This window comes from Marinobacter sp. S6332 (assembly GCF_023016045.1).
In the GTDB taxonomy this organism is placed as follows: Bacteria; Pseudomonadota; Gammaproteobacteria; order Pseudomonadales; family Oleiphilaceae; genus Marinobacter.
On sequence record NZ_JALKAP010000002.1, the window covers coordinates 175698 to 200079 of the forward strand.

Here is a 24382-nt window from a genome sequence, read left to right on the forward strand (position 1 = left end):
TCTCTTCCCCGCGAAAACCTGAACAACCTATTCCTGTTGTATTGCTCCCTGACTCACATACATAACGATGCACGTTAGACTCAGGAGTCACTTACATGAAACACACACCCTTTTTTGCCACACTCGTACTACTGTTCAGCTTGGCAAGCGGATTTGCCTTTGCAGAGCAGCCAGCTATAAATATCAACAGCGCAGATGCAGCAACTTTGGCAAGCCTTGATGGTATTGGCAACAGCAAAGCAGAAGCCATTGTTGCTTATCGCAAAGCCAACGGCCCTTTCAAAACGCCAGAGGGGCTGGCCAATGTGAAAGGTATTGGCGCTCGCACTGTTGAGAAAAACGCTGAGCGTTTAACTGTAAAGTAGATTGCAAGAACAGTAGCCTAGTCCCTAAAAGATGGCAGTTTGCAGTCGTCATCTTTCATTCTTACTCGCAAATACACCTTTAACTGAGCCGCTGGCATACCAACAAACGCTCTGTTAGTCTCCTAACCATCCTAAATCGCCGACACTGAACCGACCGCTCTCGGCAGTGTTCAATGTTCCAAACAACTGGTCAAACTGGGTGTAGAATGATTCGAGGCGCCCTTCTAATCGCTCTGGCTGCTCTGCTATGGGCAACCACCGGAATCGTTGCGAAATTCCTGTTTACCGAAACCGAACTTCAAGCGACTACTCTCGCCTTTCTCCGGCTAGCTGTTGCCTTGCCATTTTTCTGGATGTTGATGCGCAGAGAGCAACGGCATCTTCGCAACGCCGACGCCAGTGCAACTGGCAGCTCGCTGCGGCAGTTAAATCTGAGATCTTTGGCACCTCTTGCGGCACTTGGGGTCTTCCAAGCTATCTATCAGGGCAGCTACCTTTTGGCTGTAGACCTAACCGGCGCAGGTATCGCAACACTGATCGCCCTATGCTTACCACCGGTGCTTGTCGCACTGCTTGCAGCGCCTTTGTTGGGAGAAAAGCCCAGCCTGCTTACCGTATTGGCACTGGTCACCGCTGTTATCGGCACCGCCATGCTCGTTCTCAGCGATATGGGTACCAGCGGCACCCTACGCCTAGCAGGCATACTCATGGCGCTTCTTGCAGCGCTGGTGTACACAGGTTTCACGCTCACAAGCCGCTACAGCTCAACAGGTACGCCGGTTTTTACCACCGCATTTATCTGTTTTTTTACAGCCGCAGTAATCCTCCTGCCCGTGGTGTTGCTTAGCGATGGCTTTGAAGGAATTGAAAACCTGGCGCTTCGGCACTGGTTGATGGTGGCCATTATCGGCATTGTGCCTACGTGCATAGGTTATGTGAGCTTCTTTGCTGGCATGAAAACCACACCGGCCACACTTTCCAGCATCATCGTGACGCTGGAGCCGTTGTTTGTCGCTTTGCTCGCTTGGATTATTCTGGAGGAAGTTCTGGGGCCGATTGGCATTGCAGGCGCATTCATACTCACCGCAGCGGTGATCGTGGCCTCACGTTATGGGGGAAAACCCAACGCCGCCCCGAAAGACGACGCTGGCGCATCCGTATGATCAGCTGTTTTTGCGCTGTTTCTCCAGCATGTTCGGCTGCAGAATTTCAATCCAATAACCGTCTGGATCCTTAATAAAGGCCAAGCCTTTCATTTTGCCGTCATCGGGTTTCTTTACGAACTCAACATCCAATTTCTCAAAACGCTCGCAGGCGGTGTACACATCGGGTACGGCTATTCCGATATGACCGAAGCCTTGGGGCTCATCGTTACCATTGTGGTAAGCAAAGTCATCGTCGTTTTCTGTGCCCCAGTTATGGGTCAATTCCAACATGGCTTCACGCCCGAACGTATAAGTGGTTCGATGCGCATCGTCTGTTGGCACATACCCGGCTTGTCGATCATCGAGATAGCCAAGGAAATACAGCGTAAACTTCATTTCAGGGAAATCCAGCTTGCGCACCAGCCGCATCCCCATTACCCGCGTGTAGAAATCCATAGAACGCTCGGGATCTTTGATTCGCAACATGGTTTGGTTAAATACATAACCTTCCGTTTCTGGAACCGGCTCTTCGTGGAGGCCGGGGGCTTGCTCAAAGTGCTTGGGCATGGGATTTCCCTTTTTACTTTTCAAATTTAGTGGCAATACATGCGGGTGTCGGGACCGAATTTCAAGGTGCCGCCCTTCAATGATCGGCTAATGGGCAGGTTGCTGGGGTGTGTTAAACTCCCGGAATATTCTCCTGCTGAAGCAGGGCCGACCCATGGCCTGCCGGCTCTCAAAACCTGTTCAGAGAACCTTTATGGATTTCAAGGTGCCTAATACCCTGGCAGAGCAAATCGCCAATTATCTGGCAGAACGGATTATGACCGGGCAAATCCAGCCTGGTAAGCGCATTCAGGAGGCCACGCTAGCCACTGAACTCAAAGTCAGCCGCGCCTCGGTGAAAGAGGCACTGTACACCCTTGAGCGCTGGCATTTGGTGGAGATCACGCCGCGCAAAGGTGCTGCCGCATCAAAGCTGGACGCCAACTATGCTTCAGAGCTGTACGACGTTTACATGCACCTGTTGATGATGCTTGCAGCAAGGCTTTGTGAACGCTGGCAGGAAAGCGACCGAGAGCGCATGTTGGCAGTGGTAGCCAGCGCTGTGGAGCAAATGCGGAAACCTTCGGCAGATATTACGGCCGTGGTTGAGGCCAGCTTTGAGGTGATGGAGGCGTGCTGCGATTTGGTGGGCAATCCCTACCTCACCGAAGCGCTTTCTAATTTCAAACCGGCGGTGAGTCGCGCTTACTATTTGAGCGCTGAGCGCTATCGCCATGGGTTGGCTGAGACGAGTGAGTTTTTTACACGTCTTCCGCAGGCTGTTTTGGCGCGAGATGTGGCGCAAGCTCAAGCTTTGATTGAGGCTTTTGCAGAGCATCAGAAGAGAATGATTCAAAAGGCGTTACCCTTTACCTAGTCAGTACTGGCAAGTCTGCTGGTACGCTTTCTCAAAACACGCTGTAAATACATCCTTGTAAGCTCGGCTCCGCCATCCATGGCTCCGCACGGTTTTGAGAAAGCGTACCAGCAGACTCGCTCCAACAATGTGTTAGCACTCCAACTGTGACTAAGCTCACAGACACATCGCGGTTTCCTACCTATCGTAACAATGTGTAACAAAACTCTATTTCTGCTGCATTGGTTACGCTGTCCCCTGCGGCCGGGGAGTCTGGTTAAGGCTCTCTACCAACAAAAACAAATAGTCCAAAACCGGGGCCATCATGATTGAGCTGCACACTCGTCGCCGTAAGGCACGAACATCAACGCTTTCCCTCTGGGTGCTTGTACTCTCGTTACCTGCCACAGCCATAGCGGAATTTCAGCCGCTGGATGATGGTACGCTCTCAGCGGTAACCGGTCAGGCCGGTGTGACCATTGAACTCGAAACCAAAATCAATATCGATCGCCTAGCCTGGACAGATGAAGGCACGCTGAGCGTGAACGATATGCGGCTTTCTGGCCATAACGATTCGGTTTTGGACAACCTGAAGCTAACAGTAGATATAGCGGGTACCGGTGAGGTGCTTGAGCATGGTTTTTCAGAAATTGCCCGGCGAGCAGATGCGGGGCTTCTGAGCACCGGAAATGCGGATGTTGCAGATGCCCTTGCAAAGTACTCAATGGGTAGTGAGTTCGGTAAGCAGTTTAATAGTGGCGATTTGGTTATCCATTTGGGTGCAACCAATTATGGTGACCCGACCAGTCTGACTGACTACCTACAAGCGGTAGATTTCGAGTTAGAGGTTGGCAGCGTTACCACCACCGGTTCTGAAGGCTCGGCGACTTTATTTTCTGATGTGTTGCTGCAAGGTTATGTAGGCCCAACAGATCTGGTTATTCGCAACGAAGGCGGTTCGAGCAAAACCCTTAGCAACGGCAATGTCGTTTCCGGGGCCGAACTGCAGTTGGACACTCACTTTGAGGTCACTGATGGTAGCCTGAACTGGGATGCCGCAGATGTGATCCTACTGTTCAATTTTGCAGCTGTGGGTATTGAAGGGTTACAAATTCATAACCGCCGGGGCGATGACACGTTGGGCCACTTCGGAATGGCCAGTGCTACGGCAAAACTGTCCCGGGGTACAGGGTCGGTTTCCGGCAAGGAAGGCCTTTCGATTCATGAGGTTGAATTCCGGGCAGACATAGATATGCCTGTATTCAAAGTAGGTCAGGTCAGTATTGGCAGCGTTCAGTTCACAGACTTCGCCATTACCGATACCACCATGATGGTTTATGGTCACTAGAGTCCTGTAAACTGCCCGTCTCTTTTTGACGGGCAGCTCATGACTGACAACACCGACACCAGCTACCAACAACGAACTTCCGCAAAACGCCTTACTCTGTTCAGCCTACTTTTTATCGCGCTGACAGCAGCAGGGCTTTACGCTGTTTACGATCAATTCGCAGGGCGCAGCATCAGTTTTGATGCCAAGCTTATTGCACCTCAAACCCTAGCGGCCATTATCTCCCTTTTACTGGTGTATTTTGTTTCAGACGGTTTACGTTTGCACTTTACGCTGCGGGCGCTCGGTCACCGTTTACCTTTTCCTACCATATTTCGTCTGGTTTTCATCAATCTGTTCTTTTCCAACGTCACACCCATGGCAACGGGGGGCGGTTTTGCTCAAATCTGGTACCTGCATCGCCATGGTGTTCCGGTAGGTAGCGCAACGGCTGCGACCACCATCAGAACCGTGCTAGCTGTGCTCTTTATCTTTTCTCTCACACCGGTTTTTCTGCTTATGCTGGATACGTTTGATGGCCAGTCGATTGCGGGGGATGTCGGTTCTGCATTGGCTGTCTTTATTCTGCTGTACCTGAGCTTTTTCATTATTCTTCTGTTTCGCACCCGCTGGCTGATTGGACCGCTCGGCGGACTGCTCAGAGCCTTTAACCGCTGGAACCTCATCAGCGATACTCGCCATAAGCATTGGCAGTTCAAAGCCAAACGGGAAATGTTGCGTTTCTCCCAAAGCTTTGGAGACTATTTGCGGGGCCAGCCTCTGTTCGTGGCACTATCTGTTGTTTTCACCGCTCTGTTCTTACTTAGCTTGTTCAGCTTCCCCGCCTTACTGATTTACAGTCTGGGCTACGATACTGACTACCTTATGTCGCTAGGATTGCTCGTTGTGACAACGTTTATTATGTATTTCTCCCCAACACCCGGCGCTTCTGGCATATCGGAAGGGGTTTTTGGAAGTTTTTTCAATGACATACTGTCTGGCAACCACCTGATTCTGGTTATCGTGAGTTGGCGCCTGATCACTATATATCTCGGCATGATCATTGGATTGTTCGTGCTGCAAAAAGAACTTATTCAAAGTCGCAGGAAATCCGGATGATCTTCCGCAACCCGCTAAAGCTGCTTTTCTATACCTGCCTGCTCATCGTGATATTGCTGGTGGGGTACAAAGCCTATCTGAACTTTTTCATGAAAGACTTCGCGGGCGTGCACACCGAGCAGGTGGAGCAGATCCATCGTAGGATATCTGCCACGGAACCCTTCAGTTTTGCCGTGGTTGGTAACATCAACAACTCGGTCGGTATTTTTGAAGAACGCATTATTCCGGAGCTAAACGCCTCGGGGATGAATTTTATGGTTTCAGCAGGCAATGCTGTTAGCAGTGGAGGCGAGGATAAATACCGGGCTCTTTATGGAAGCCTTAGCCATCTGAACATTCCTTATCTACTGACATTTGGCGCTCACGAATATGACAACTTTGGCAGCTTTCGCTTTTATGACCACTTCGGGCCGCATTTCTACAGCATTCAAGCTGGCAATAGCCGGTTGATTTTCTTGGACAGCACAGGGAAAACGCCTTGGCAGTGGCAAATTAGGTGGCTGGATGACTTACTCAGCCAAGACAACTCAAAAGCCCGAATTCTGTTTATCGGCCACCCCCCACTGAAACCTACAGAAGATGCGCTCTTCGACCAAGCTGAGGATTACCTTAAGCCCACTGAATTCCGTAACGCACTTATGGATGTAGTCGAAGCGCACCGCATCGATAGGGTGTTTTCCGCCAATCTTTCACTCTATTCAGAGAAGCAGATAGAAGACACGCGGTTTATCACCACTGGCGGAGCTGGCGGCCTGATACTGAACAACGACACCAGCTTCTACCACTACGTACAGGTGAACATAAGCCCAGATGGCGAAGTTAGCCATAAGTTGCAACAGCTTGAGGTTGGCCAGCATCCGATTCTTAAGCGCCTCGAAAGCCTGTGGTTCTTCGTGTATTCGCTTTTCTATACCGGATATCTCAACTTCATTCTGATTGTGGCTGTGTTTGCAGCGATTACCATTAGGCTCTATGCCACCATTTTTGTCGGCAAGGATTACTACCCGGACTACAATCTTGATCCCACGCCGTGGCTAGAAAAGCCGTTAAGAGTGGCCATGTTCACGAACAATTATTTACCCTTCATTGGTGGTGTGCCTATCTCCATTGCCCGCCTGAGACGGGGGCTGGAGCACCTTGGTGATAAACTGCTCGTTGTGGCGCCACGCTATAAAAACCAACCTGAAGTTGAAGAGCACGTGCTTCGGATCCCCTCACTGCTTGCCATGGGCGAAAAACGAGAGTTCCGGCTTGCCAACATCTTTCTTGGCCGCATTCGTAAGCGGGTTCGGGCATTTCATCCAGACATTATTCACCTGCATCATCCATTCTGGCTGGGCTCACTCGGGCTATTCATAGCGCGCCGGCTCAAGGTGCCCGCCATCTATACCTACCACACCCGGCTGGAGCACTATGCCCATTTTGTGCCGTTGCCGGGCCTGATCTTCCGTAATCTCATTTCTCACGCGCTGATCAAGCGCTTTGCTAACAAGTGCGATGGCGTTATCGTGCCTACCTACTCAACCGAAGAATACCTTCGGATGATCGGCGTAAAGACACCCACCTTTGTGCAACCGACAGGGATTGAGCACAAGCGTTTTCAGTCGGTCTCGGATAGTGAAGTAACCAAGCTCCGCAAGACTCTAAAACTGAACGACGAGAAGATCTTCATTAGCGTATCGCGGCTGTCTAATGAGAAAAATATCGACTTTATGATCGAAGCCATAGCTGCGTTACGTATGGAAACCAGTGAGCCCTTTCATTTTTTGATGATCGGCGAAGGCCATCAGAAAGATCGCCTTCAAAGCAAGATTCATGCGCTTGATCTTACAGCCCATATCACGCTGGTGGGTGCTGTGCCGCCCGAAGAAATGGCCGTTTGGTACCGTTTGGGAGATGCATTTTTGTTTGCTTCTAAATCCGAAACTCAAGGCATGGTCATCCTGGAAGCTATGGCCGCAGGTTTACCTGTAGTCGCCGTGCGCTCCAGCGGTATTGACGACGTTGTGCGCCAAGGCTTCAATGGTTTCAAAACACCCGAAAGACAAGACCAGTGGTGTATACAGGTAAAGCGGTTACTGGAAGACGACGATCTAAGAGCTACGCTTTCCAAGCAAGCTCTGGCATTCGCCAAAGACTTTTCAGTAGAACAGTTTGCCAGTGACGTTCGCGAGATTTACGCTACCACTCTGGCACTGAACGATAAAAAATTAAGAAAACGGAGAGAAACGTGAGCGGCATTCCTGTGGGGATCAGCACTTGTTTGCTGGGCAAAGAAGTTCGCCATGATGGCGGCCATAAACACTCTCGTTACTGCACGGAAGTGCTGTCACAACATTTTGATTTTCACTCCATCTGTCCTGAGCTGGAAGCCGGTTTGGGTGTACCCCGCCCTGCTATTCATTTGCGGGAATACCCGGATGGCATGCGGCTAACGGAGACAAAAGGCACGGCCGACCACACCGACGCCATGCAAGCATTTACAACAGGGGTTTTACCGGAACTGGCCCACCTTCGCGGCTACATTCTTATGGCCAAATCCCCAAGCTGCGGCATGGCACGGATAAAGGTCCACAACCCCGAGGGGCAAGTGGTGCGGCGAGATGGTCAGGGCATGTTTGCCGAGGCTCTTTTGCGTGCCTACCCGCTGCTTCCGGTTGAAGAGGAAGGCAGGTTGAATGATGACGCACTGCGGGAGAACTTTATTGAGCGGGTGTTTGCCTATGACGACTGGATGCAGAACGTTGCAGGCGAAAAACTTACAGCGAAAGCGCTTATTGAGTTCCATACCCGTCACAAATTTCAGTTACTAGCACACTCGGAAAAAATTTACCGACAGCTCGGCCCCATGTTGGGGGACCTGAAATCCGATGCTCTGGAAACCATAGCCAGCCGCTACATTCAGGATTTTATGGACGCCATGACCAAAAAGGTAAGCCGGGGCTCGCACATGAATGTGATGCAGCACCTGATGGGCTATCTGCGGGATGCCATGGGTAACGAAGATCGCAAAGTGTTGGTTGAGCAGATTGAGGCATACGGTCGCGGCGAGGTACCTCTGGTGGTTCCTATGACACTACTGCGAATGGCACAGCGCAGGGAGCCGGTAGATTACCTCACCTTGCAGCAGTACCTGAGCCCATATCCAGATACCTTGGGGCTCAGGAACAAGGTTTAATAACTGAAGCCAGAGCTAATCAGAAACCGTAAAGCAAGGTAATAGCCGTTTCAGTATCGGTAGATTCTGTGCCCGCCGGTGCATCTGACACATGCTTTACCCGGTAGGCTGCCTTCATGGATAGGTTACCGACCAAATTAGCCTTAATTGCCGTTTCTGACTGGCTGATCACGTTGTTCTCGTCCAAGCCAATTTCGGTGCTCAGCTTTTGCCGGAAGAGAGCATTTTCAGAAAGCGCATAGTTAAACTGGGCGGCTAGCCGGGCAATGGCCTCTTTCTCTACGTCTCTACCTTCTTCATTAACGCCTTCCAGTTTGTTATAGCGATAACCAGCACCCGTGGATAGATCAAGAAACGAGCGTTCGCCACGCTGCCAAACTCTATTTCCGTAACCCGTGGTAGCGGTGGATTCGAAGTCGTACCCGGAGAAGCGATCCTTCTCGTAGGTGCTGCGCAGAAACCAGTATTGGCTTTCATCAAACTTGTAATTGGTTTCCAGCGCCGCCTTGTACTTTTCTACTGTGGTCTGGTCCTCACCCGTGGCGTCATCTTCGGCTTCAGAGTAGTTGGAGCTGAAGTCTGCAATGTTGCGCCAGCTAACTACCTCGTGCACTAGCCCCAAGCGACCGTTAATGTTCGTTTCTTCAGTATTTCCGGATGTCATGAGCACACCCAATTCCGCCTCGCCTTCCCAGTTTTTGGCACCCTGCCCGTAGGCCATAGGGGCCACCGAAATGGCAATAATCGCAACGGTTTTCTTAAAACTCATGAAAGCTCCTTGGTAACTGATTCAAGCGAGTTAGTGGTTTTTCTCCGCTTGTCGCTCGCGCTCCAGTTTCTTGCGCGCTTTGCGTTCAGCGATAATGCGTGCGGCATCGCCACCCACATGCGCTTCGCCCCGAGCTTCGGCCAAACGAATTTGGCGTTCGCGCTCCGCAAAACGCGCTTTCTGTTCCTCACTCAACGAGTCAATACAGCGGTGACAACTCACACCCTGCTGATACTCGGGAAACTGTTTTTCGGCTTCGGTAATTGGGCGACGACAAGCATGGCACTGGTCATAGGCACCACGCTCCAAACGATGATTTACCGTAACCCTATCGTCAAATACAAAACATTCACCTTTCCAGAGACTTTGCTCTTCTGGCACCTCTTCAAGATATTTCAGAATGCCTCCCTTCAGGTGATAAACTTCCTCAAAACCCTGCTCTCGCAGGTAAGCCGTTGATTTTTCACAACGAATTCCACCTGTACAAAACATGGCAACTTTTTTATGCTTTGCTGGGTCTAGATTCTGTTTTACGTAGTCCGGGAACTCACGAAAAGTATCTGTGGCGGGGTTGATGGCATGCTCAAAGGTGCCAATTTCCACCTCGTACTGGTTACGGGTGTCTACCAGAAGGACGTCTGGATCTGAAATCAGGGCGTTCCACTCCGCGGGTTCCACGTAGGTGCCCACAATGCGCTTGGGATCAATCCCGTCAACGCCCATGGTGACGATCTCTTTTTTGAGTTTCACCTTAGTGCGTTTGAAAGGCTGGATATCAACAAAGGACTCTTTGTAATCGATGCCGTCAAAACGCGCATCCGCACCTAACCAAGCCTGCACGGCGTCAATGCCTTGTCGGCTTCCGGCAATGGTGCCATTAATACCCTCTCGCGCCAGCAAAAGAGTGCCGTGCACGTCATTGGCCAGCATAATTTCCAGCAGTGGGTGGCGAAGGGCTTTGTAATCATTCAGAACGGCGAACTTGTAGAGCGCGCAGACAACAACAGTGTTGCTCATGGGGGTCTCCTGCGGGCCGGACCGTAAATCCGGAGCATGGGTTTGTTTATCTGGAGGGTTTAAACCAGAGAGGGCGCAGATTCTAACCCACTCTGGCTCAGGTTCAAGTCAGTGCTGACCGAGGCCTTTAGCTAACGCTTATTTTGTAGATTTAGAATGCTCCCGCTCCACAACAGCTGATAACTGGCCCCAACCCGGGCGGGTTAGGCGAATGTTGTCCACAAGCACGGTTGGGGTACTCGTCACCTGTAACTGCATAGCTACGCGACGGCTAGCTTCAACGGCTTCCCGGTGCAGCTCTGTTGTCATACAACGGCGGAAACGGCGCTCTTCCAAGCCCAGGTCATTTCCATAACGGGTAAAGGTTGCTACCGGGTCGTTTGAACCGCTCCACTCAGTCTGCGAATCATACAGACGCTCGTGCATCTCCCAGTAAGCACCTTGATCGCCAGCGCAGCGGGCGGCCTGAGCAGCGGGAAATGCATTCTGATGTTGTTGCAAAGGCAAATCAAAATACACAAAGCGAACCTGCCCTGCTTCCACATACTCCTGCTTCAAGCGCTTACTCGCGCTCGCAAAAAGGCCACAGGCCGGGCACTGGTAATCCGCAAACTCCCGCACAACAACCGGAGCATCTGCAGCGCCTACAGAAACACCATACTGATCCAACTGGGCAGGAAAGGCTTCCGCATTTGGCCCGGCAACCGGTAATTCATCCGAAGTGGGTGTTGGCGCTGCCGTCAGGAAAAAAGCGCCAATCACAATAGCTGCGAGAACCAGCACACTCACCCCGATAACCAGAGGCTTTTTCGAACTTGTTTTCTTTTGCGGCGGCGCACCCGTTTGTTTGCGACGTTTTGCTTCACCCATTCTTGACTCCTTTCTGTTTTGCAGAGGTAACTCTGTGATTGTTAGCAGGCGAACATTCCCACATTCACTCAGGCAGGCTAAGATCCTTTATATCCTACATAAGTTCCAATACAAATTAAGGAGATCACATGCCACGCCCTTCATTTAACAAAAACTCCCTCAGTTTACCCCTCGTCGCAGCTCCCATGTTTTTAATATCCGGGCCTGAATTGGCGCTGGCGTGCTGCCGGGAGGGTATCGTGGGTAGCTTCCCAGCCCTAAACCAACGCACGAGTGAAGGCTTCGAAGAGTGGCTGGTCCAGATGAACGATGGGCTTGCCAAGTTGAAGGAAGAAAACCCGGAAGCCAACGTTGCGCCCTATGCGGTAAACCTCATCGTGCACCGCTCCAACCCGCGCTGGCAGGCGGATCTAGAACTGTGTGTAAAGCATCAGGTGCCCATTATCATTACGTCACTTGGTGCAGCAAGCCAAGTGGTTGAGGCCGTGCACAGCTATGGTGGCGCGGTATTCCACGATGTAACCAATCAAAAGCACGCACGCAAAGCGGCCGAAGCTGGTGTAGACGGCATTATTGCTGTTGCAGCTGGTGCTGGCGGGCATGCGGGCACTATCAATCCCTTTGTGCTGGTGCACGAAATCCGCGAGGTGTTTGAGGGCATCATTTTGCTAGCTGGCGGACTCTCTCACGGTGAAGACGTACTGGCCGCAAAAGCCCTTGGTGCGGACTTGGCGTATATGGGAACTCGTTTTATTAACACCAACGAGTCCCGGGCAGAAGATGCCTATCGCACCATGATTATTGAGTCTGTTTCCAGCGACATTATCCACACACCCGCCGTTTCCGGAATACCAGCCAGCTTTATGCGGCAAAGCTTGGAAGCCGCTGGATTCCCAATGGATAAGCTAAACCAGGCGGGTGAAATCAACTACGGCGAAAAGCTTAAACCGGTAGATGACGAAGCCAAGGCATGGAAAACCGTATGGTCGGCTGGTCAGGGTGTCAGCCAAATCAATGATGTGGTCAGCGTTGAGGTTTTGGTCTCAAGGTTGAAGAAGGAATACGAGAGCGCCCTTGCGCAGCTTTGCAAATAAGCAAACCTAACTCCGTAATTAACAGGCACCCAGTTCCGTCAGACTCGGAACTGGGATGCCTTGCCTTGCAACGCCAAGAGTAGTTCACTAATTTCATGGCTAGCGGTATCGGAACGCTTGATCGCCTCAACCGTTGCCTCGGATGAGTGAGCAATGCCCTCAACGCTCACGCTTGCTTTTTCTGCCTGTCGGCCTTCCTGCTCGGCAACCGACGAAATACCCAAAGCGCGTTCCTGCAGACTGCTCAGCAACTGATTGATCTGCTCAAAATGCTCATCAGCACGGCGGAACGCTGCAGACGATTCTGCAACCTGTTCTGATACCTCGCCAATCACCAATACGGCTTGCTTGCTGCCCTGTTGCAAGCCCGCAATGATCGCCTCGATCTCGGTGGTAGACGCCTGTGTTCGGCTGGCCAGTGTTCTCACCTCATCGGCAACAACCGCAAAACCTCGGCCCGATTCACCTGCTCTGGCCGCCTCTATGGCTGCGTTAAGCGCCAGCAAGTTAGTCTGCTCTGCAATGGCACCTATAACCGACAACACTGTGGTGATTTGTGTGCTTTGTTTATCGAGTGCACTTACAGCTTCTACGGCCTTTTGAACATTAAGCACAACATCATCGAGGCGCTTCAACACATCGCGGGATATGGCTGCTGTTGCATCACTCTCGGTGCTGACACTTCGCACCGCGCCAGCCATTTCCTCAATATTCTGGGCAACACCGGCAATGCTGTGGGACATAGCCGCCATGGTTTCGGACACTTCCACCACTTCCTGCTGCTGCGCGCCTACCGCTGCAACCGCATCATGGCTGACCTCGCCTTGGGCCCGAGCCTGCCCTACCGCAGATTCCGCAGAGCTCTTAACATCGGTTACCAGCTCTTGAATGCGGGCAATAAACTTGTTCACCCCTCGGGCCATCTCTGTCAGTTCGTCATTGCCCTTGAGGTTTACACGGCGGGTCAAATCGGCCTCGCCATCAGCAATGCCGCGAATCGCGGAGTTCAAACGTAAAACTCTAGGCAGCACGCTACCGCCGAGTACCGCTGCTATCAAAATCAGAAGCACAATCATGGAACTCACAGCAACCAATGTGAGGCTAGATGATAAACCCGATGCCTCCGTGCGAAGCGCACCTACCGTCTCGCTGATACGGGATTGCGTATCTGCGCCGATATCGGTGAGTTGCTGCTGAAGCCGCTGATTCACTTGCTCGGTTTCAGTTTCAAGGGTTTGTCTTGCCGTGTTAATACTGCTCGCAAGCGCGGTACCGAACTCTTTTTCCAACTGTGCTAGATCGCGGTTGATGCCATCCAGCGCCAACCCGATCTTTAGCTGCCCAATTGCAGAACCTTTGGGCTTAATGTCTGCGGTGATAATCACTACGTTCGAATCACGAGTTGCAGCCTCCAGTACGCGGTTTGCCGCCCCTCGACCCTCACCCTGCTCCATAAGAGCAAGTACGCGCTCATCAGTACGATCAACATAACGGGTCAGGCGCTTTCCATACTGGTCAAAATAGATCGCGAAAAGTACCGACTCTCTCGCATCTGCCAACTCCACAAGATTGGTAAGCCGCGGAACATCCCGATCCCATATCAGCGGCGCGGCAACAGCTGCCAAAACATCCGCCAGCCCTTGCGCCTCTGCCATAACAGCGTTTCGAACATTCTCTGCGACCTGTTCCTGCTGCTGGCGCTGCTTAAGCGTAAGTTCCGCAGCAAGCTCACTAACGCTTTCTTCGCGCATGGCCTGCAAGCGCAACCGAACATCATCGCGGGTGGTTTCAAAAGAGTCGCTGAGTTGATCACTGCTCTGCTCAAGGGCTGAACTAGCAGTGCCTATTAAGCGCTCAACTTGGTTCGTGATCAGCCATTGACTGATCACAACCTGCGCTACACCAGCGACAATAAGCGCAATAAAGACTGGCCGAATCAGCCGACTGGTGATTAAATTTTTGAAGAAAAGAGAGGCCATAAACAATCTCCCAACACGCTATTCCGGCATCCGGAGCAGTTGTTATTTTAATTATTGAGATGCATCTTATAGTAGTTGTAGCAAAGTAAATGACAAAGCGGGACCTCTTTATGTAGGGATTTGTTGCATATCTTTAAAAACAGCCCCAAGCGGCTCATTCAAGCTCGACACTTGATGCTTCGTATTGATCCAAGAAATTGGACTTTCGCTTGTATTCAACTTCTATCACAACCTTCTCGTCACCCTTGAGCAGCGTTTCTAACTGACTGAGAGAAAAATCTTCAAACGCATCGTCTTCGATCCCGATAGACACTCCGAGAATCGTGATAGAAGAATAAGAAAGACCATCTTTTGCCAGCACACCCACAAGCTGGTACGCATCTTCGGGGCTGTCCTCAAGCTCACGCTCTACCTGAAGGGCTTCAAGATAAATCTTACCGTCACCACCTTCTTTCTGCAGGCCAGACACCTCAACTTGAATCGACTCCGCCCCTGGTATCAGGTCACTGAGTAGCAGCGTTTCATCCGTATCATCATCTGTAATAATTGTTCTCGGAGTTACACTCACTCGAACGCCACCCACCAAAAAGCTATCGGTGCTCAGATCTACAGCGTCTATTGTGCCTGCGACCTCAGCATTGCCATCTCTAATTTCAATTTCAGTAGCGTGTACGAAATGGCCGGATACAAATTCACCTTCAACCTGCACTAGCAAACCTTCTTTGAGGTCTTCCAGAGCTAGATCATCCCACTCTGTCTCTTGTGTTATCTGAATCACCAGCCCATTGAGACCAAACGTCTGGTCAACCTCGTTGTAGCTCGAAGAGACTGGGCCTGCGATTTCGATATCCTCACCGGCAGGGCGATACCGACGAAAATCATCAAGTTGTATCCGCTTGGCTATAAGCGTGTTGCTTTCCGAGTCTTCACTCCCTTCAATCTCAAAATACACTCCGGGCTTCAAATCCTCAGCAGACAGCCCTTCTACAAAACTGCTGTCGTCAAATCTAATCACAACGCCATTCATCGTGAACTGGTTTGGTCCAACTGAACCCGCGTCAACAGGTCCCTCCAGCTCTACTCGGTTATCACCATAAAACGCAGGGTTAAAACCAATATAACTAGCTCGGTAGTCACCATCCGACTGACGCCAAGCGCTGATTCGCACATAGTCACCTTCTGCGAGGGTTGCAAGTGTTCTGTTCTTAAGAACAGTTTGCCGACCGGCAAAAACTTTTTGCCCATATATTTCGAATGAGACCGACTCCCTACCCGCACCCATTTGCAAATTGGAAACCTTGCCTCGCAGGGTGTCGTCATACTCCATCGAATCTGCATCACCCGTACCGTCGGGATGCCACTCGCCTTCAATTCTCAGAATCATTCCTTCGTTAAGGTCGTTTTCCGAGGCAATTCCATCATTGCTTTGCACTTCTCTGTCTCGGATACCATCCGTAAAAAATTCAACGCCATTCACAAATACGCTGCCAAAGCCCGATACCGGCCCCACACTTGAACCAGTACCACGGATGCCACCGTCTGCCACTTGATAGTCGCCACCACACGCAGAAAAAAGACCAAGTGTTAGCACGGTCGCTAATGCTACGAGCACACGTTTGCGGGCTATCAGAATCATTGCTCTCTCCGCGCTGGACAAGTCGACTTTGTGTGGTTTTTTTGGTGGCTCGTATCAGACATCGTCGTTATGCCGTCTACCTGCGTTTCTGCCGGGACTATACACTTTCCGTCTTACTACTGGTGGGGACTCTAAGCTGGGAGCATCGTGTACATAGGTACTTCGTCTAAGGAGAAGTTGTCCGCTATCCAGTTGTTCAACCAAACCTTTGCGTAGAAGTTCATTGAGTACCACTACAGGCACAAAACTGGGATTAACTGCATGCACAAGCTGATTAAAGTTAGGCTCATTCTGCGTGTTGGTTGCGAGTAAGATGGGATGCTCATTCTCGTCAAGGAACGCGATTGCGCTGATCCAATGGCTCACTACTTCCCGGCCAGAAGGGGACAACAGTGTGCTGGCGAGTTCCGTTGGCTCCCAGCGGCATACAAGTTCTGATTGCTTATCAGGCCTCATGACGCGTTCTCTTGGCGAGAACTGAGCAAGTGTGTTTCTTTACACTGTGGATCTTCAAAGTAAAACACGCTAACACCTGTTCTGATTGATTCCGACGACGAACCAGCAATCGGTTCCCCTGATACATCGCGATCTTTTGGCCCTAGCCATGAATCCAACTGCTCAAGCATTTTCTGGGATTGTTCCGCAGCGTGTATGCGCCAAGCGTCCATAACCTCTGAAGGTATGTTGTTATAGGTCAACGTGCGCTGAAAAAGTGGCTGTTGGCCGCTTTTGCCACAAGCTAAGTTATGATCCATTGTGGCTATAAGGTCTGACACATCCTCTCCAAAAATTTGAAGCATTTTTTGACTGTCGCCAGCAGGTACATAGGCTCTTTGGTTTAAAGATAGCTCACCAGTGTCTTTATGCACAGACACTAGATTAACCCGCAATAATTCATCCAACACAGCACGCGGTGGCATATCCCCACTGTACTTTTTTGCCAGTTGACAAAAACTCACGGGACCCTCAAAAGGAAGTTCAGCGGGTTCGCCAGTGGCATCTTTAAACTGTGCATCGTTTACCCAGCCAGAGACAACGCGAGATGCCCGGTTCGTATTGAGCACTTCAAAGGTAGCAGTGTGACGCCCTGCTAGAATCTCGCGCTGGCGCTTAACTTCTTTTCGCGTTAGCCCTGTCATAACCGCCGCCGCAGAGTCGGTTGCTTTGCGTCGATCACCAGAGAAATCTTTCAGCGCTGCTTCCACATATGCGCGTTTAACCAATTCGGAAAACTCACCAAAAGGAATACCATTACGCAAAAGCAGCCTCGCAAGGGGCCGCAAAATGCGGAACAGAGCCTGATGTAATGGGTTGGTGCGGGGATCAGTCATGTTTGGGATTGTATTCCCATGGCGCCACTAAAAGCCAGCAGTGCGGGCAAGATCAACTCACCCGCACCGCCAGCGCATCACTGATCTGGACTATCAATCAACTCATACTCGCCAGCGCCCGTGGCACAATACTCAAGTTCCACCGCACTCTGGGGCTCCAAGTCGCCAAGGCTAAAGAGGCCGGGCAGTATCTCCAAGTTCATAACGCGGATTGAGCCTGAATCAGTCACTGTAATTCTGGCTTCCAGTTCTGCGCAATCATCATCGCTTTGGCCTTCGTACTTCACAACGGCAGCTTCTAGATAGCCACCATCGCTGTCACGCTGAAAACCTTCTACTTCCAGATAGTCACCGACGTTGAAGCTTTGGATATCGAGAACCCGTGTACGGCGCTCATCATCGTTGCCTTCGTCGATAAGCGTGCTGGCCGTTAACTGAACCTTAACGCCACCGACCATGAGTATTTCATTTACTAAATCTATCGACTCAACAGCGCCTTCCAGTTCGACATTCGATTCCTGACCTTCGATGTCTTCAGCATACAAAACACCCTCACGAAACTCGCCTTCCACCTGAACATGCATGCCGTTTTGCAGGCTCTCTTCGCGGATATCATCAAACTCTGAGTTATCTGTAACCCTCACCAGTACGCCGTTAATATAGAACTGGCGGTTAGCTTCGTCATAGTCATACAAGTCGCCGGATACTTCGACGTCATCACCTTCATCATCCAACCAATGGCTTTCCTTATCGATTTCTGCAGCCAGAAGCGTTTGTTTATCGGTAGACAACGTCCCTTCTACTTCCACCGTCATGCCATCAGCCAAACTGTCTAAAACAAACCCGCCTTCCGGCTGTGCGCTTGTATAGTCGATCGGGAAGTTTCTGATCGTGAAGGTTTGGGCCAGCTTGTCTAAGTTCTCAACGACGCCCTCGATCTCTACGTCGTTAGCGCCCTCAAAATCAAAGTCGATCCCTCTCACGCCCACGTAGCTTGCTCGGAACTTACCTTCCGCTGTTCGCCAGCCACTAATGCGAACCCGATAATCCGCGGCTCTACTTGCCAACTCAATGGGTGCAACACCACGGAAAACAGTTTGGCCATCAACAATTACGGTCTGACCAAGCATATTGATCTCGCCCATACGACTGCTGGCATCCCAAGACATTGAGCTAACTGGACCACGTAAGGTGTCGTCATAGCTGACGACCCTCGCTTCGCCTTCTCCTTGTCGACCCCAATCGCCCTGAACTTTCAAGATCATGCCCTTGTCCAGCTGCGCTTCACGCACGACACCGTCATCACTAAGAACAGTGCCGTCTGTTCTAAACCTTGTGCCATTCACATACACACTGCCAAAACCAGAGATTGGGCCGACACTGGTACCCGACGAAGTTTGACTCGGGCTAGAGCTCTCGGAACCACTACCACCACAGGCAATGAGCGAGCTTGCAAGAGCGCCGGTTAAAGCGAACTTAACGGCTGAAGCTAAAAGGTTGTGTTTCATCACGTATCTCCGGGCTACTGTACAAAGTTTAGGCAATCAAATTTGACGCCCCAGCGAAGTGGGATTATTTTCCCAAATTCAATATTGGGAATTTATTCCCATTTAGCGCTTTTGTCCAGCGTCCTTTACTTTTAATTTATGAACTTTCAGACAGTCTGAGCGTAACCTTATGACCATCAACAGATTGCGAGATGAGAAATGCTGGGATTTTTGAAGGGCGATCCAAGGAAAAAACTGCAGAAAGAGTACGAAAGCAAGCTTGAAAAAGCGCTTCATGCACAGAGAAACGGGGATTTAAGAAGCCACGGTACTTTGATGGAAGAGGCAGAAAAGATTTACGCCGAAATTAAAGCGTTCGACGCAAACCAGTAAAACGGATTTTAACAATGAGTGGTGCCGGGGGAGGCTACCACCCCCCTGTTAGTTGCTGTAGTTGCAGGTTGAGTCGCTCTACCTCTTTGCGCATTCCCTGAACTTCATCTAACAGCTCTAGGGACATGGCAAGGCCGGGCAGGTTCATCTTCAAGTCGCGCTGCAAACGTCTGGCCTTGTGCAGGCGAGCAAGCGCTGCAACATCAAACAGCCACTGGCGTGCTTCCTCTGCCGGCTCTACCGGAGCGATGATGCCGTAGCTTACCAGCTTGATCACGAACTCTGCGTGGCACTCACCACGCTCGCACACCTCGTGAAGGGTAAAGGTGCTGCCATCTGAGTCCATTACTTCAACGGTCAGAATACTGTTTCTATCACTCATGTTTTAAGCTCCCCTTCACAGGTGCAGTTTGCTGCGTGGGTTGAATGCTTTCTCAGCCTCGGCAAGCTGCTCGTAGAGCTTTTCTGCTTCCGCAGAATGCTGCTCCGGTATGGCTATCTGTAGAATAACAATCTGATCGCCCGGATGCTTGCCCGGCAAGCCTTTGCCTTTTAAGCGGAGCTTGCGGCCGGAGGACGTTCCCTTGGGTACTTTTACATTCACCTTTGAGCCCACGGTTGGCACGGTAACGGTCGCACCCAGCGCGGCCTCCCAAGGTGCCACCGGAACGGTCACAACAACATCATGCCCTTCTACACTAAACAGTGGATGCGGTGCCAATTCGATTTCTATAAGCAAGTCACCCGCTGCTGCGCCACCATAACCGGGAGACCCTTGGCCTTTCAGGCGCAAATGCTGCCCTTCGCGCATTCCAGCGGGGATTTTCACTTTCAGTGTTTTCTGCCGGGCAACAACACGGCCCTGTTCGTCGGCTTCGTGCACGGCAAAGGAAACCTGTTTCTCGGACCCGTTAAACACTTCCTCAAGGAACAGAGCCAACCGTGCATGAACGTCTTCACCGCGCATGCGCATGTTCTGCCGGAAATCACCAGCACCCGAACCTGCGCCTTGTCCGCCACCAAACATCTGCTCAAAAAAATCACTGAACTGTCGAGAATCCGCATCGGTGTACCCACCGCCGCCAAACCCGGAAGCACTTTGCCAACCGGGAGGTGGCTGGAAAGAGCCGTCAGACTGCGCGCCATATTTACGCAACTGATCGTATTCCGCGCGTTTTTCAGGGTCCTTCAGTACTTCGTAGGCCTCGCCAAGATCTTTGAATTTTTCGTCGGCATTGTCTTCTTTACTGACATCCGGATGATATTTCCGCGCAAGCTTCCGGTAGGATTTTTTGATTTCCTCGGGGGAGGCAGACTCGCTCACACCAAGTACGGCGTAATAGTCTTTGAAGTCCATTGAACTCCTCGCATCTAATGAAAGATTGTTCTCTGGTTATATATGATTGGCGCAAACACCGGAAATGCAAGCTCACCCCAGCGCATTTAAATAGGGTGTAGTACCCTTCACAGTACCTTTGAGAACGACCTTAGCCTAAAACCAACACAGAGAAAGGGTGCCATGCCTGAAAAATCGCCAAAACTCGTATCCGCTTCCGCCATTGAGAAACACGTTTATAAAGTTTTCCCTAACGATATGAACTCTCATGAAACCGTTTTTGGCGGCATGATTATGGCGAAATGCGACCGTTTGGCTCTTGTGGTTGCTGAGCGCCACTCTGCCCATGTGTGTGTGACGGCTGCGGTGGATTCGATCCATTTTCGTGCCCCGGCGAAAGGCAATGACACTCTGCTATTCAGTTTATCCCTAAATCGTAGCTGGGGATCGTCTATGGAAATCGGCGCTAAGGTTGTCGCGGAGAATAGTTACACCGGCGAAACACGGCACATCCTGTCTGCGTTCTTTACGTTTGTAGCCTTGGATGAAAACGACAAGCCCATAGACGTTCCTGCAGTAATTCCGGAAACAAGCAAACAGAGGCAGCGCTTCGCGAATGCAGAGATTCGCCGTGAGGGGCGGCTGAAGACCCGGGCGCAACTGGCTAAAGTGAGCGATGACGATAAGGATTAACCGGGCTGAGATTCTGTAAACTGCCGGGCTATGATAGGGTCTCGCAGGCTCAAACCTTCCTTACCCATTTTACTTAGGAGAACCCCATGATCTGGACTGTGTATCTCTCTGGCGAAATTCATACCGACTGGCGTGAACAGATTCAGGCTGGTGCAGAAGCCGCCGGATTGCCAGTGGAATTTACTGCGCCGGTGACCAACCACGAAGCCAGCGATGCGGCGGGCGACATGCTGGGCAAGCCAGACGTAGGTTTCTGGCGCGACCACCAGTCATCCAAAGTAAACGGCATCCGCACCAAAACCCTGCTCGAGCAGTGCGACTTGGCAGTGATTCGTTTCGGGGACAAGTACAAACAGTGGAACGCGGCTTTTGATGCCGGCTTCTGTGCGGCCATGGGCACACCCTACGTTACCCTGCACGCTGAAGATATTATCCACCCCCTGAAAGAAGTGGACGCATCCGCCATGGCATGGGCGCAAACACCCGAGCAGATTGTTGAGATTCTGAAGTACGTTACAACCGCTCAATAAGGGTTTGTTTGATCTGGCGAAGGGCACTGGCTACTTCGCCAGATGCCCCACATAAGCCGCAACAAACGCCGTTTCCTGAAATACCTTCAAGCCTGTTTCTGCAAAAGGAATGGGCAGCGGCTTGGCAGACAGTGTCGCTTTGATGGTTGCTGACGAAAGCAATTCCACCTCAACATCCGACTCTGGCATCAACTGAAGAGCTGCTTCCATTTTGAAGCTGATGGCACCACCGGCAAACTTGCCTTTGGGCATACGCTCTTTGATGGCCACTTTTTTCACATCGTGCTCTGCCAGAAACGCTGAAAAAGACGCCTGGAATGCCTGAAGATCCTCACGGGTGTGATTCTTCTTCAAGGTGATTTTGCGAACCTTGGTATCCGGCAGGCTGAACTGCCCTGCGTCTAGGTTCAGCAAACACACCACCGCATCGCTTCCGCTCAATTCAACACCGCAAATACGCATGGGCACTCCTTTTTGGTCAATAAGGCTTCCGGTTCAGCATGCACAGTACATTTTAAACGACTCCACTGCAGCTTAAACCGCTTGCGTACCATGCCACACAGGCAGCGCCATATCCTCCGGCTCCTCATTAGGCCCGCCAGTCCGGCTTTTAAACGCACCTTCTTCAATGGGCACGCGGAACAGGGCCGTTGCTATACGCTCTTTGGCGCTGGGCGCACGAACCTGATCCCAACGCCCTGGTGAAAGCTGGTTGATAATTGCCTTGAATGCATCGTCAAATGCACCGTCATCCACCACTCGCACGGCCTTTCCAAACAACACCAGCGATGAGTAGTTTGCGCTGTGGTGGTAGGCTGATTTACTCATCACCCACTCCTCAGTTACCGCAAACGAGATACACAGCTGCGCTCCGGATTCCAGCTGCTTGCACACACGACCGCCGCTCAAGCTATGCAGATAAAGATCATCCCCCAGACGCCAGGCCGTAAGTGGAATAATTCTGGGTTCTCCTTCCTCTACAAACCCAACGTGGGCCGTCTTTAACCGGTCGATCAGGGCATAGGCATCGGCGCGTTCATAGCTTGCGCGTTTAGCGGCCCGTTTCACCTGGCTGCGCGGGCAACAGGAAAGAGAAGACATTGCAACGGGGTCGATTTCCTTCAAAGACATCATAGTTTCCTTTCGTTAAGTACCCCGCTATTAAAGAAAACATCTGATACCATCAAAAGATCCAGATTATGATTTTCAATAGGGCCAGACAAAGTGATTAACGATATTCGTTTGGACTCCGCCACTCCGCTGCAACAACAACTGTACCGGCAGCTATCCCAGCGCATCATTAACCAGCGCTACCTGCCTGGCAGCCAACTGCCATCCAGCAGGCAACTGGCAACCGATCTTGGGGTGAGCAGAAATACCGTAAATGCAGTTTACGACCAGCTAAAAGCAGAAGGCTTTCTGCTAAGCCGTCCGGGCAAAGGCGTATTCGTCAACGAGGATATCCGCGCCAGCCTGAACAAACCGGACCAGACGCCCTCGCACGCGCCAAATAATGCTGAGCCACTGCCACCTTTGCCCACTGTGCCAAGACACAGCATGCGGCTAGGAGAAGACGCCAATCTGCCCTTTCAGCCCGGCCTGCCAGACCTGGATGCCTTCCCGATCCGCAGCTGGAACCGGATCCTGCATCATCAGGAAAGCCGCAGACTGCTCAGAGGGTATGACTGCATTCAAGGCTATCAACCCCTGAGAAAAGCCGTTGCGGAATATGCACGGGAGTCCCGTGGGGTGCGCTGCCACGAGCATCAAATCATCATTACCAACGGTGCACAGCAGGCATTGTCTCTGATTGCGGATGTACTGCTTAAAACTGGTGACCAAGTGTTCTGCGAGAATCCGGGTTATCGCGGAGCCCGTTACGCGCTGGGGCGTTACGGCAACCCGTTATTGCCCGTGCCCTTGAAAGGCCAGGTGCTGGATGTGGATGCACTTGCGGATATGGGCCCTGCCAAACTGTTATTCTGCACGCCCACGCATCAATACCCCATGGGCGGAATTCTGGATATTGCACAGCGTATGGCTCTGGTTCAATGGGCACAGCGTAATCAGACCTGGATTATCGAAGACGACTACGACAGCGAATTCCACTTTCACAACAAACCCTTCGCCGCTATTCAGGGGTTATTCGACAACGCACCCGTTCTTTACGTAGGAAGTTTCAGCAAAACTCTGCTTCCCGGCTTGCGAGTGGGCTATCTGGTTGTGCCCGAACCCATGGTGGAGGCGTTCCTGTGGGCCAAGCGGGTTACCGGCGGTGAAACGCCACTGCTTACTCAGGCAACCATAGCGGAATTCATTGCAAGCGGGCAGTTCACCCGTCATCTGCGACGCATGCGGCAGCTCTACAAGGAGAAGTGGACATACTTCCAACAGCTTGTGCTATCGGAACTGGGCGGGCTGGTCACACCGGTGGCGGAGAGTGCCGGCATGCATCTGGTTCTGGAGGGCGAATTCGACGATGCCGACATGAGCCAAAAGCTAAGGACCAAGGGGTTTGGCAGCACACCCTTGAGCGTTCATTTTATCGGGGAGGACACGAGAAGCGGCCTGGTGATGGGTTTTGCCAGCGCCAGCGAGCGCGAGATCAAAGCGGCTGTATTGGCACTGAAGTCACTCCTGCAAGCACAGTGATAATTTTGCCGTGAGCTCACGCAGATCGCCGGCAATTAGCGCAACGCCTGACAGCTCTT

General features: G+C 51.5%; 24 protein-coding genes. 12 read left to right on the forward strand and 12 right to left on the reverse strand.

Annotated features, from left to right (window positions below):
• Positions 1-95: 95 nt before the first annotated feature.
• Positions 96-365, forward strand: a complete 270-nt coding sequence (locus MWU62_RS03470) for a ComEA family DNA-binding protein (RefSeq protein ID WP_247113543.1) — start codon at positions 96-98, stop codon at positions 363-365.
• A 206-nt stretch (positions 366-571) separates the two neighbouring features.
• Positions 572-1528 (forward strand): DMT family transporter, encoded by a 957-nt coding sequence (locus tag MWU62_RS03475; protein WP_247113544.1) that lies wholly within the window; start codon positions 572-574, stop codon positions 1526-1528.
• On the opposite strand, the gene gloA is transcribed toward MWU62_RS03475, so the two are convergent.
• Positions 1529-2077 carry a lactoylglutathione lyase gene (gloA, locus tag MWU62_RS03480; protein ID WP_247113545.1) on the reverse strand — a complete coding sequence of 183 codons (549 nt, stop codon included), beginning with the start codon at positions 2075-2077 and terminating at the stop codon, positions 1529-1531. It lies immediately after the preceding gene.
• Positions 2078-2270: 193 nt separating this feature from the next.
• Here gloA and MWU62_RS03485 point away from each other — a divergent pair, with 193 nt between their 5' ends.
• The 5 genes from MWU62_RS03485 to MWU62_RS18985 all read left to right on the forward strand — a co-directional run bounded on the left by MWU62_RS03485 (position 2271) and on the right by MWU62_RS18985 (position 8536).
• Positions 2271-2933: a GntR family transcriptional regulator gene (locus tag MWU62_RS03485; RefSeq protein ID WP_247113546.1), complete on the forward strand. Its 663-nt coding sequence runs from the start codon at positions 2271-2273 to the stop codon at positions 2931-2933.
• 304 nt (positions 2934-3237) lie between these two features.
• Positions 3238-4260, forward strand: a complete 1023-nt coding sequence (locus MWU62_RS03490; RefSeq protein ID WP_247113547.1) for a DUF6160 family protein — start codon at positions 3238-3240, stop codon at positions 4258-4260.
• Between the two features lie 39 nt (positions 4261-4299).
• Positions 4300-5358, forward strand: a complete 1059-nt coding sequence (locus MWU62_RS03495; protein ID WP_247113548.1) for a lysylphosphatidylglycerol synthase transmembrane domain-containing protein — start codon at positions 4300-4302, stop codon at positions 5356-5358.
• A complete protein-coding gene (locus tag MWU62_RS03500; RefSeq protein ID WP_247113549.1) occupies positions 5355-7592 on the forward strand; it encodes a glycosyltransferase in 2238 nt (745 codons plus the stop codon). The genes MWU62_RS03495 and MWU62_RS03500 overlap by 4 nt, the downstream gene beginning before the upstream one ends.
• Positions 7589-8536 carry a DUF523 and DUF1722 domain-containing protein gene (locus MWU62_RS18985; protein WP_247113550.1) on the forward strand — a complete coding sequence of 316 codons (948 nt, stop codon included), beginning with the start codon at positions 7589-7591 and terminating at the stop codon, positions 8534-8536. The genes MWU62_RS03500 and MWU62_RS18985 overlap by 4 nt, the downstream gene beginning before the upstream one ends.
• A 19-nt stretch (positions 8537-8555) precedes the next feature.
• Here MWU62_RS18985 and MWU62_RS03510 read toward each other — a convergent pair whose 3' ends face one another.
• The 3 genes from MWU62_RS03510 to MWU62_RS03520 all read right to left on the reverse strand — a co-directional run bounded on the left by MWU62_RS03510 (position 8556) and on the right by MWU62_RS03520 (position 11192).
• Positions 8556-9305: a DUF481 domain-containing protein gene (locus tag MWU62_RS03510; protein WP_247113551.1), complete on the reverse strand. Its 750-nt coding sequence runs from the start codon at positions 9303-9305 to the stop codon at positions 8556-8558.
• A gap of 30 nt (positions 9306-9335) precedes the next feature.
• On the reverse strand, positions 9336-10322 hold the full coding sequence (locus MWU62_RS03515) for a rhodanese-related sulfurtransferase (RefSeq protein ID WP_247113552.1): 987 nt from the start codon (positions 10320-10322) through the stop codon (positions 9336-9338).
• Between the two features lie 138 nt (positions 10323-10460).
• Positions 10461-11192, reverse strand: coding sequence for a thioredoxin domain-containing protein (locus MWU62_RS03520; RefSeq protein ID WP_247113553.1), 732 nt, complete (start codon positions 11190-11192; stop codon positions 10461-10463).
• A 128-nt stretch (positions 11193-11320) separates the two neighbouring features.
• Between MWU62_RS03520 and MWU62_RS03525 the strand changes: the two genes are divergently transcribed.
• Entirely contained in the window at positions 11321-12286 is a 966-nt protein-coding gene (locus MWU62_RS03525; RefSeq protein ID WP_247113554.1) for a nitronate monooxygenase family protein, read from the forward strand.
• Between the two features lie 38 nt (positions 12287-12324).
• On the opposite strand, the gene MWU62_RS03530 is transcribed toward MWU62_RS03525, so the two are convergent.
• From MWU62_RS03530 to MWU62_RS03545, 4 genes are all read right to left on the reverse strand, one after another.
• A complete protein-coding gene (locus MWU62_RS03530; protein ID WP_247113555.1) occupies positions 12325-14265 on the reverse strand; it encodes a methyl-accepting chemotaxis protein in 1941 nt (646 codons plus the stop codon).
• Between the two features lie 154 nt (positions 14266-14419).
• On the reverse strand, positions 14420-15901 hold the full coding sequence (locus MWU62_RS03535; RefSeq protein WP_247113556.1) for a DUF5666 domain-containing protein: 1482 nt from the start codon (positions 15899-15901) through the stop codon (positions 14420-14422).
• A gap of 452 nt (positions 15902-16353) precedes the next feature.
• On the reverse strand, positions 16354-17232 hold the full coding sequence (locus tag MWU62_RS03540; protein WP_247113557.1) for a DUF6502 family protein: 879 nt from the start codon (positions 17230-17232) through the stop codon (positions 16354-16356).
• 77 nt (positions 17233-17309) lie between these two features.
• Positions 17310-18740 (reverse strand): DUF5666 domain-containing protein, encoded by a 1431-nt coding sequence (locus MWU62_RS03545; protein WP_247113558.1) that lies wholly within the window; start codon positions 18738-18740, stop codon positions 17310-17312.
• 198 nt (positions 18741-18938) lie between these two features.
• On the opposite strand from MWU62_RS03545, the gene MWU62_RS03550 reads away from it, so the two are divergent.
• The gene (locus MWU62_RS03550; RefSeq protein ID WP_247113559.1) at positions 18939-19112 is read left to right on the forward strand and encodes a DUF6435 family protein; all 174 of its coding nucleotides are present in this window, start codon (positions 18939-18941) and stop codon (positions 19110-19112) included.
• 34 nt (positions 19113-19146) lie between these two features.
• Here MWU62_RS03550 and MWU62_RS03555 read toward each other — a convergent pair whose 3' ends face one another.
• Together MWU62_RS03555 and MWU62_RS03560 are read right to left on the reverse strand one after the other, a co-directional pair.
• Positions 19147-19494: a chaperone modulator CbpM gene (locus MWU62_RS03555; RefSeq protein ID WP_247113560.1), complete on the reverse strand. Its 348-nt coding sequence runs from the start codon at positions 19492-19494 to the stop codon at positions 19147-19149.
• Positions 19495-19509: 15 nt separating this feature from the next.
• Positions 19510-20469: a DnaJ C-terminal domain-containing protein gene (locus tag MWU62_RS03560; protein ID WP_247113561.1), complete on the reverse strand. Its 960-nt coding sequence runs from the start codon at positions 20467-20469 to the stop codon at positions 19510-19512.
• A 162-nt stretch (positions 20470-20631) separates the two neighbouring features.
• On the opposite strand from MWU62_RS03560, the gene MWU62_RS03565 reads away from it, so the two are divergent.
• Positions 20632-21141, forward strand: coding sequence for an acyl-CoA thioesterase (locus tag MWU62_RS03565; protein ID WP_247113562.1), 510 nt, complete (start codon positions 20632-20634; stop codon positions 21139-21141).
• An 86-nt stretch (positions 21142-21227) separates the two neighbouring features.
• The gene (locus tag MWU62_RS03570) at positions 21228-21671 is read left to right on the forward strand and encodes a YtoQ family protein (protein WP_247113563.1); all 444 of its coding nucleotides are present in this window, start codon (positions 21228-21230) and stop codon (positions 21669-21671) included.
• Between the two features lie 30 nt (positions 21672-21701).
• Here the strand turns inward: MWU62_RS03570 and MWU62_RS03575 are convergent, their stop codons facing one another.
• Both MWU62_RS03575 and MWU62_RS03580 read right to left on the reverse strand, forming a co-directional pair.
• Positions 21702-22133 (reverse strand): DUF3010 family protein, encoded by a 432-nt coding sequence (locus MWU62_RS03575; protein ID WP_247113564.1) that lies wholly within the window; start codon positions 22131-22133, stop codon positions 21702-21704.
• Positions 22134-22205: 72 nt separating this feature from the next.
• Positions 22206-22805 carry a pyridoxamine 5'-phosphate oxidase family protein gene (locus MWU62_RS03580; RefSeq protein WP_247113565.1) on the reverse strand — a complete coding sequence of 200 codons (600 nt, stop codon included), beginning with the start codon at positions 22803-22805 and terminating at the stop codon, positions 22206-22208.
• 90 nt (positions 22806-22895) lie between these two features.
• Between MWU62_RS03580 and MWU62_RS03585 the strand changes: the two genes are divergently transcribed.
• Positions 22896-24323, forward strand: coding sequence for a PLP-dependent aminotransferase family protein (locus tag MWU62_RS03585; RefSeq protein ID WP_247113566.1), 1428 nt, complete (start codon positions 22896-22898; stop codon positions 24321-24323).
• Positions 24324-24382: the final 59 nt, after the last annotated feature.

Bases quoted from the DNA above. Each gene is read 5' to 3' on its own strand.
- MWU62_RS03470 (WP_247113543.1), top strand. From the start codon at position 96: ATGAAACACACACCCTTTTTTGCCACACTCGTACTACTGTTCAGCTTG.
- MWU62_RS03500 (WP_247113549.1), top strand. From the start codon at position 5,355: ATGATCTTCCGCAACCCGCTAAAGCTGCTTTTCTATACCTGCCTGCTC.
- gloA (WP_247113545.1), bottom strand. From the start codon at position 2,077: ATGCCCAAGCACTTTGAGCAAGCCCCCGGCCTCCACGAAGAGCCGGTT.
- MWU62_RS03530 (WP_247113555.1), bottom strand. From the start codon at position 14,265: ATGGCCTCTCTTTTCTTCAAAAATTTAATCACCAGTCGGCTGATTCGG.
- MWU62_RS03525 (WP_247113554.1), top strand. From the start codon at position 11,321: ATGCCACGCCCTTCATTTAACAAAAACTCCCTCAGTTTACCCCTCGTC.
- MWU62_RS03485 (WP_247113546.1), top strand. From the start codon at position 2,271: ATGGATTTCAAGGTGCCTAATACCCTGGCAGAGCAAATCGCCAATTAT.
- MWU62_RS03475 (WP_247113544.1), top strand. From the start codon at position 572: ATGATTCGAGGCGCCCTTCTAATCGCTCTGGCTGCTCTGCTATGGGCA.
- MWU62_RS03520 (WP_247113553.1), bottom strand. From the start codon at position 11,192: ATGGGTGAAGCAAAACGTCGCAAACAAACGGGTGCGCCGCCGCAAAAG.
- MWU62_RS03495 (WP_247113548.1), top strand. From the start codon at position 4,300: ATGACTGACAACACCGACACCAGCTACCAACAACGAACTTCCGCAAAA.
- MWU62_RS03515 (WP_247113552.1), bottom strand. From the start codon at position 10,322: ATGAGCAACACTGTTGTTGTCTGCGCGCTCTACAAGTTCGCCGTTCTG.
- MWU62_RS03575 (WP_247113564.1), bottom strand. From the start codon at position 22,133: ATGCGTATTTGCGGTGTTGAATTGAGCGGAAGCGATGCGGTGGTGTGT.
- MWU62_RS03545 (WP_247113558.1), bottom strand. From the start codon at position 18,740: ATGAAACACAACCTTTTAGCTTCAGCCGTTAAGTTCGCTTTAACCGGC.
- MWU62_RS03555 (WP_247113560.1), bottom strand. From the start codon at position 19,494: ATGAGTGATAGAAACAGTATTCTGACCGTTGAAGTAATGGACTCAGAT.
- MWU62_RS03540 (WP_247113557.1), bottom strand. From the start codon at position 17,232: ATGACTGATCCCCGCACCAACCCATTACATCAGGCTCTGTTCCGCATT.
- MWU62_RS03580 (WP_247113565.1), bottom strand. From the start codon at position 22,805: ATGATGTCTTTGAAGGAAATCGACCCCGTTGCAATGTCTTCTCTTTCC.
- MWU62_RS03535 (WP_247113556.1), bottom strand. From the start codon at position 15,901: ATGATTCTGATAGCCCGCAAACGTGTGCTCGTAGCATTAGCGACCGTG.
- MWU62_RS03570 (WP_247113563.1), top strand. From the start codon at position 21,228: ATGATCTGGACTGTGTATCTCTCTGGCGAAATTCATACCGACTGGCGT.
- MWU62_RS03560 (WP_247113561.1), bottom strand. From the start codon at position 20,469: ATGGACTTCAAAGACTATTACGCCGTACTTGGTGTGAGCGAGTCTGCC.
- MWU62_RS03565 (WP_247113562.1), top strand. From the start codon at position 20,632: ATGCCTGAAAAATCGCCAAAACTCGTATCCGCTTCCGCCATTGAGAAA.
- MWU62_RS03550 (WP_247113559.1), top strand. From the start codon at position 18,939: ATGCTGGGATTTTTGAAGGGCGATCCAAGGAAAAAACTGCAGAAAGAG.
- MWU62_RS03490 (WP_247113547.1), top strand. From the start codon at position 3,238: ATGATTGAGCTGCACACTCGTCGCCGTAAGGCACGAACATCAACGCTT.
- MWU62_RS03510 (WP_247113551.1), bottom strand. From the start codon at position 9,305: ATGAGTTTTAAGAAAACCGTTGCGATTATTGCCATTTCGGTGGCCCCT.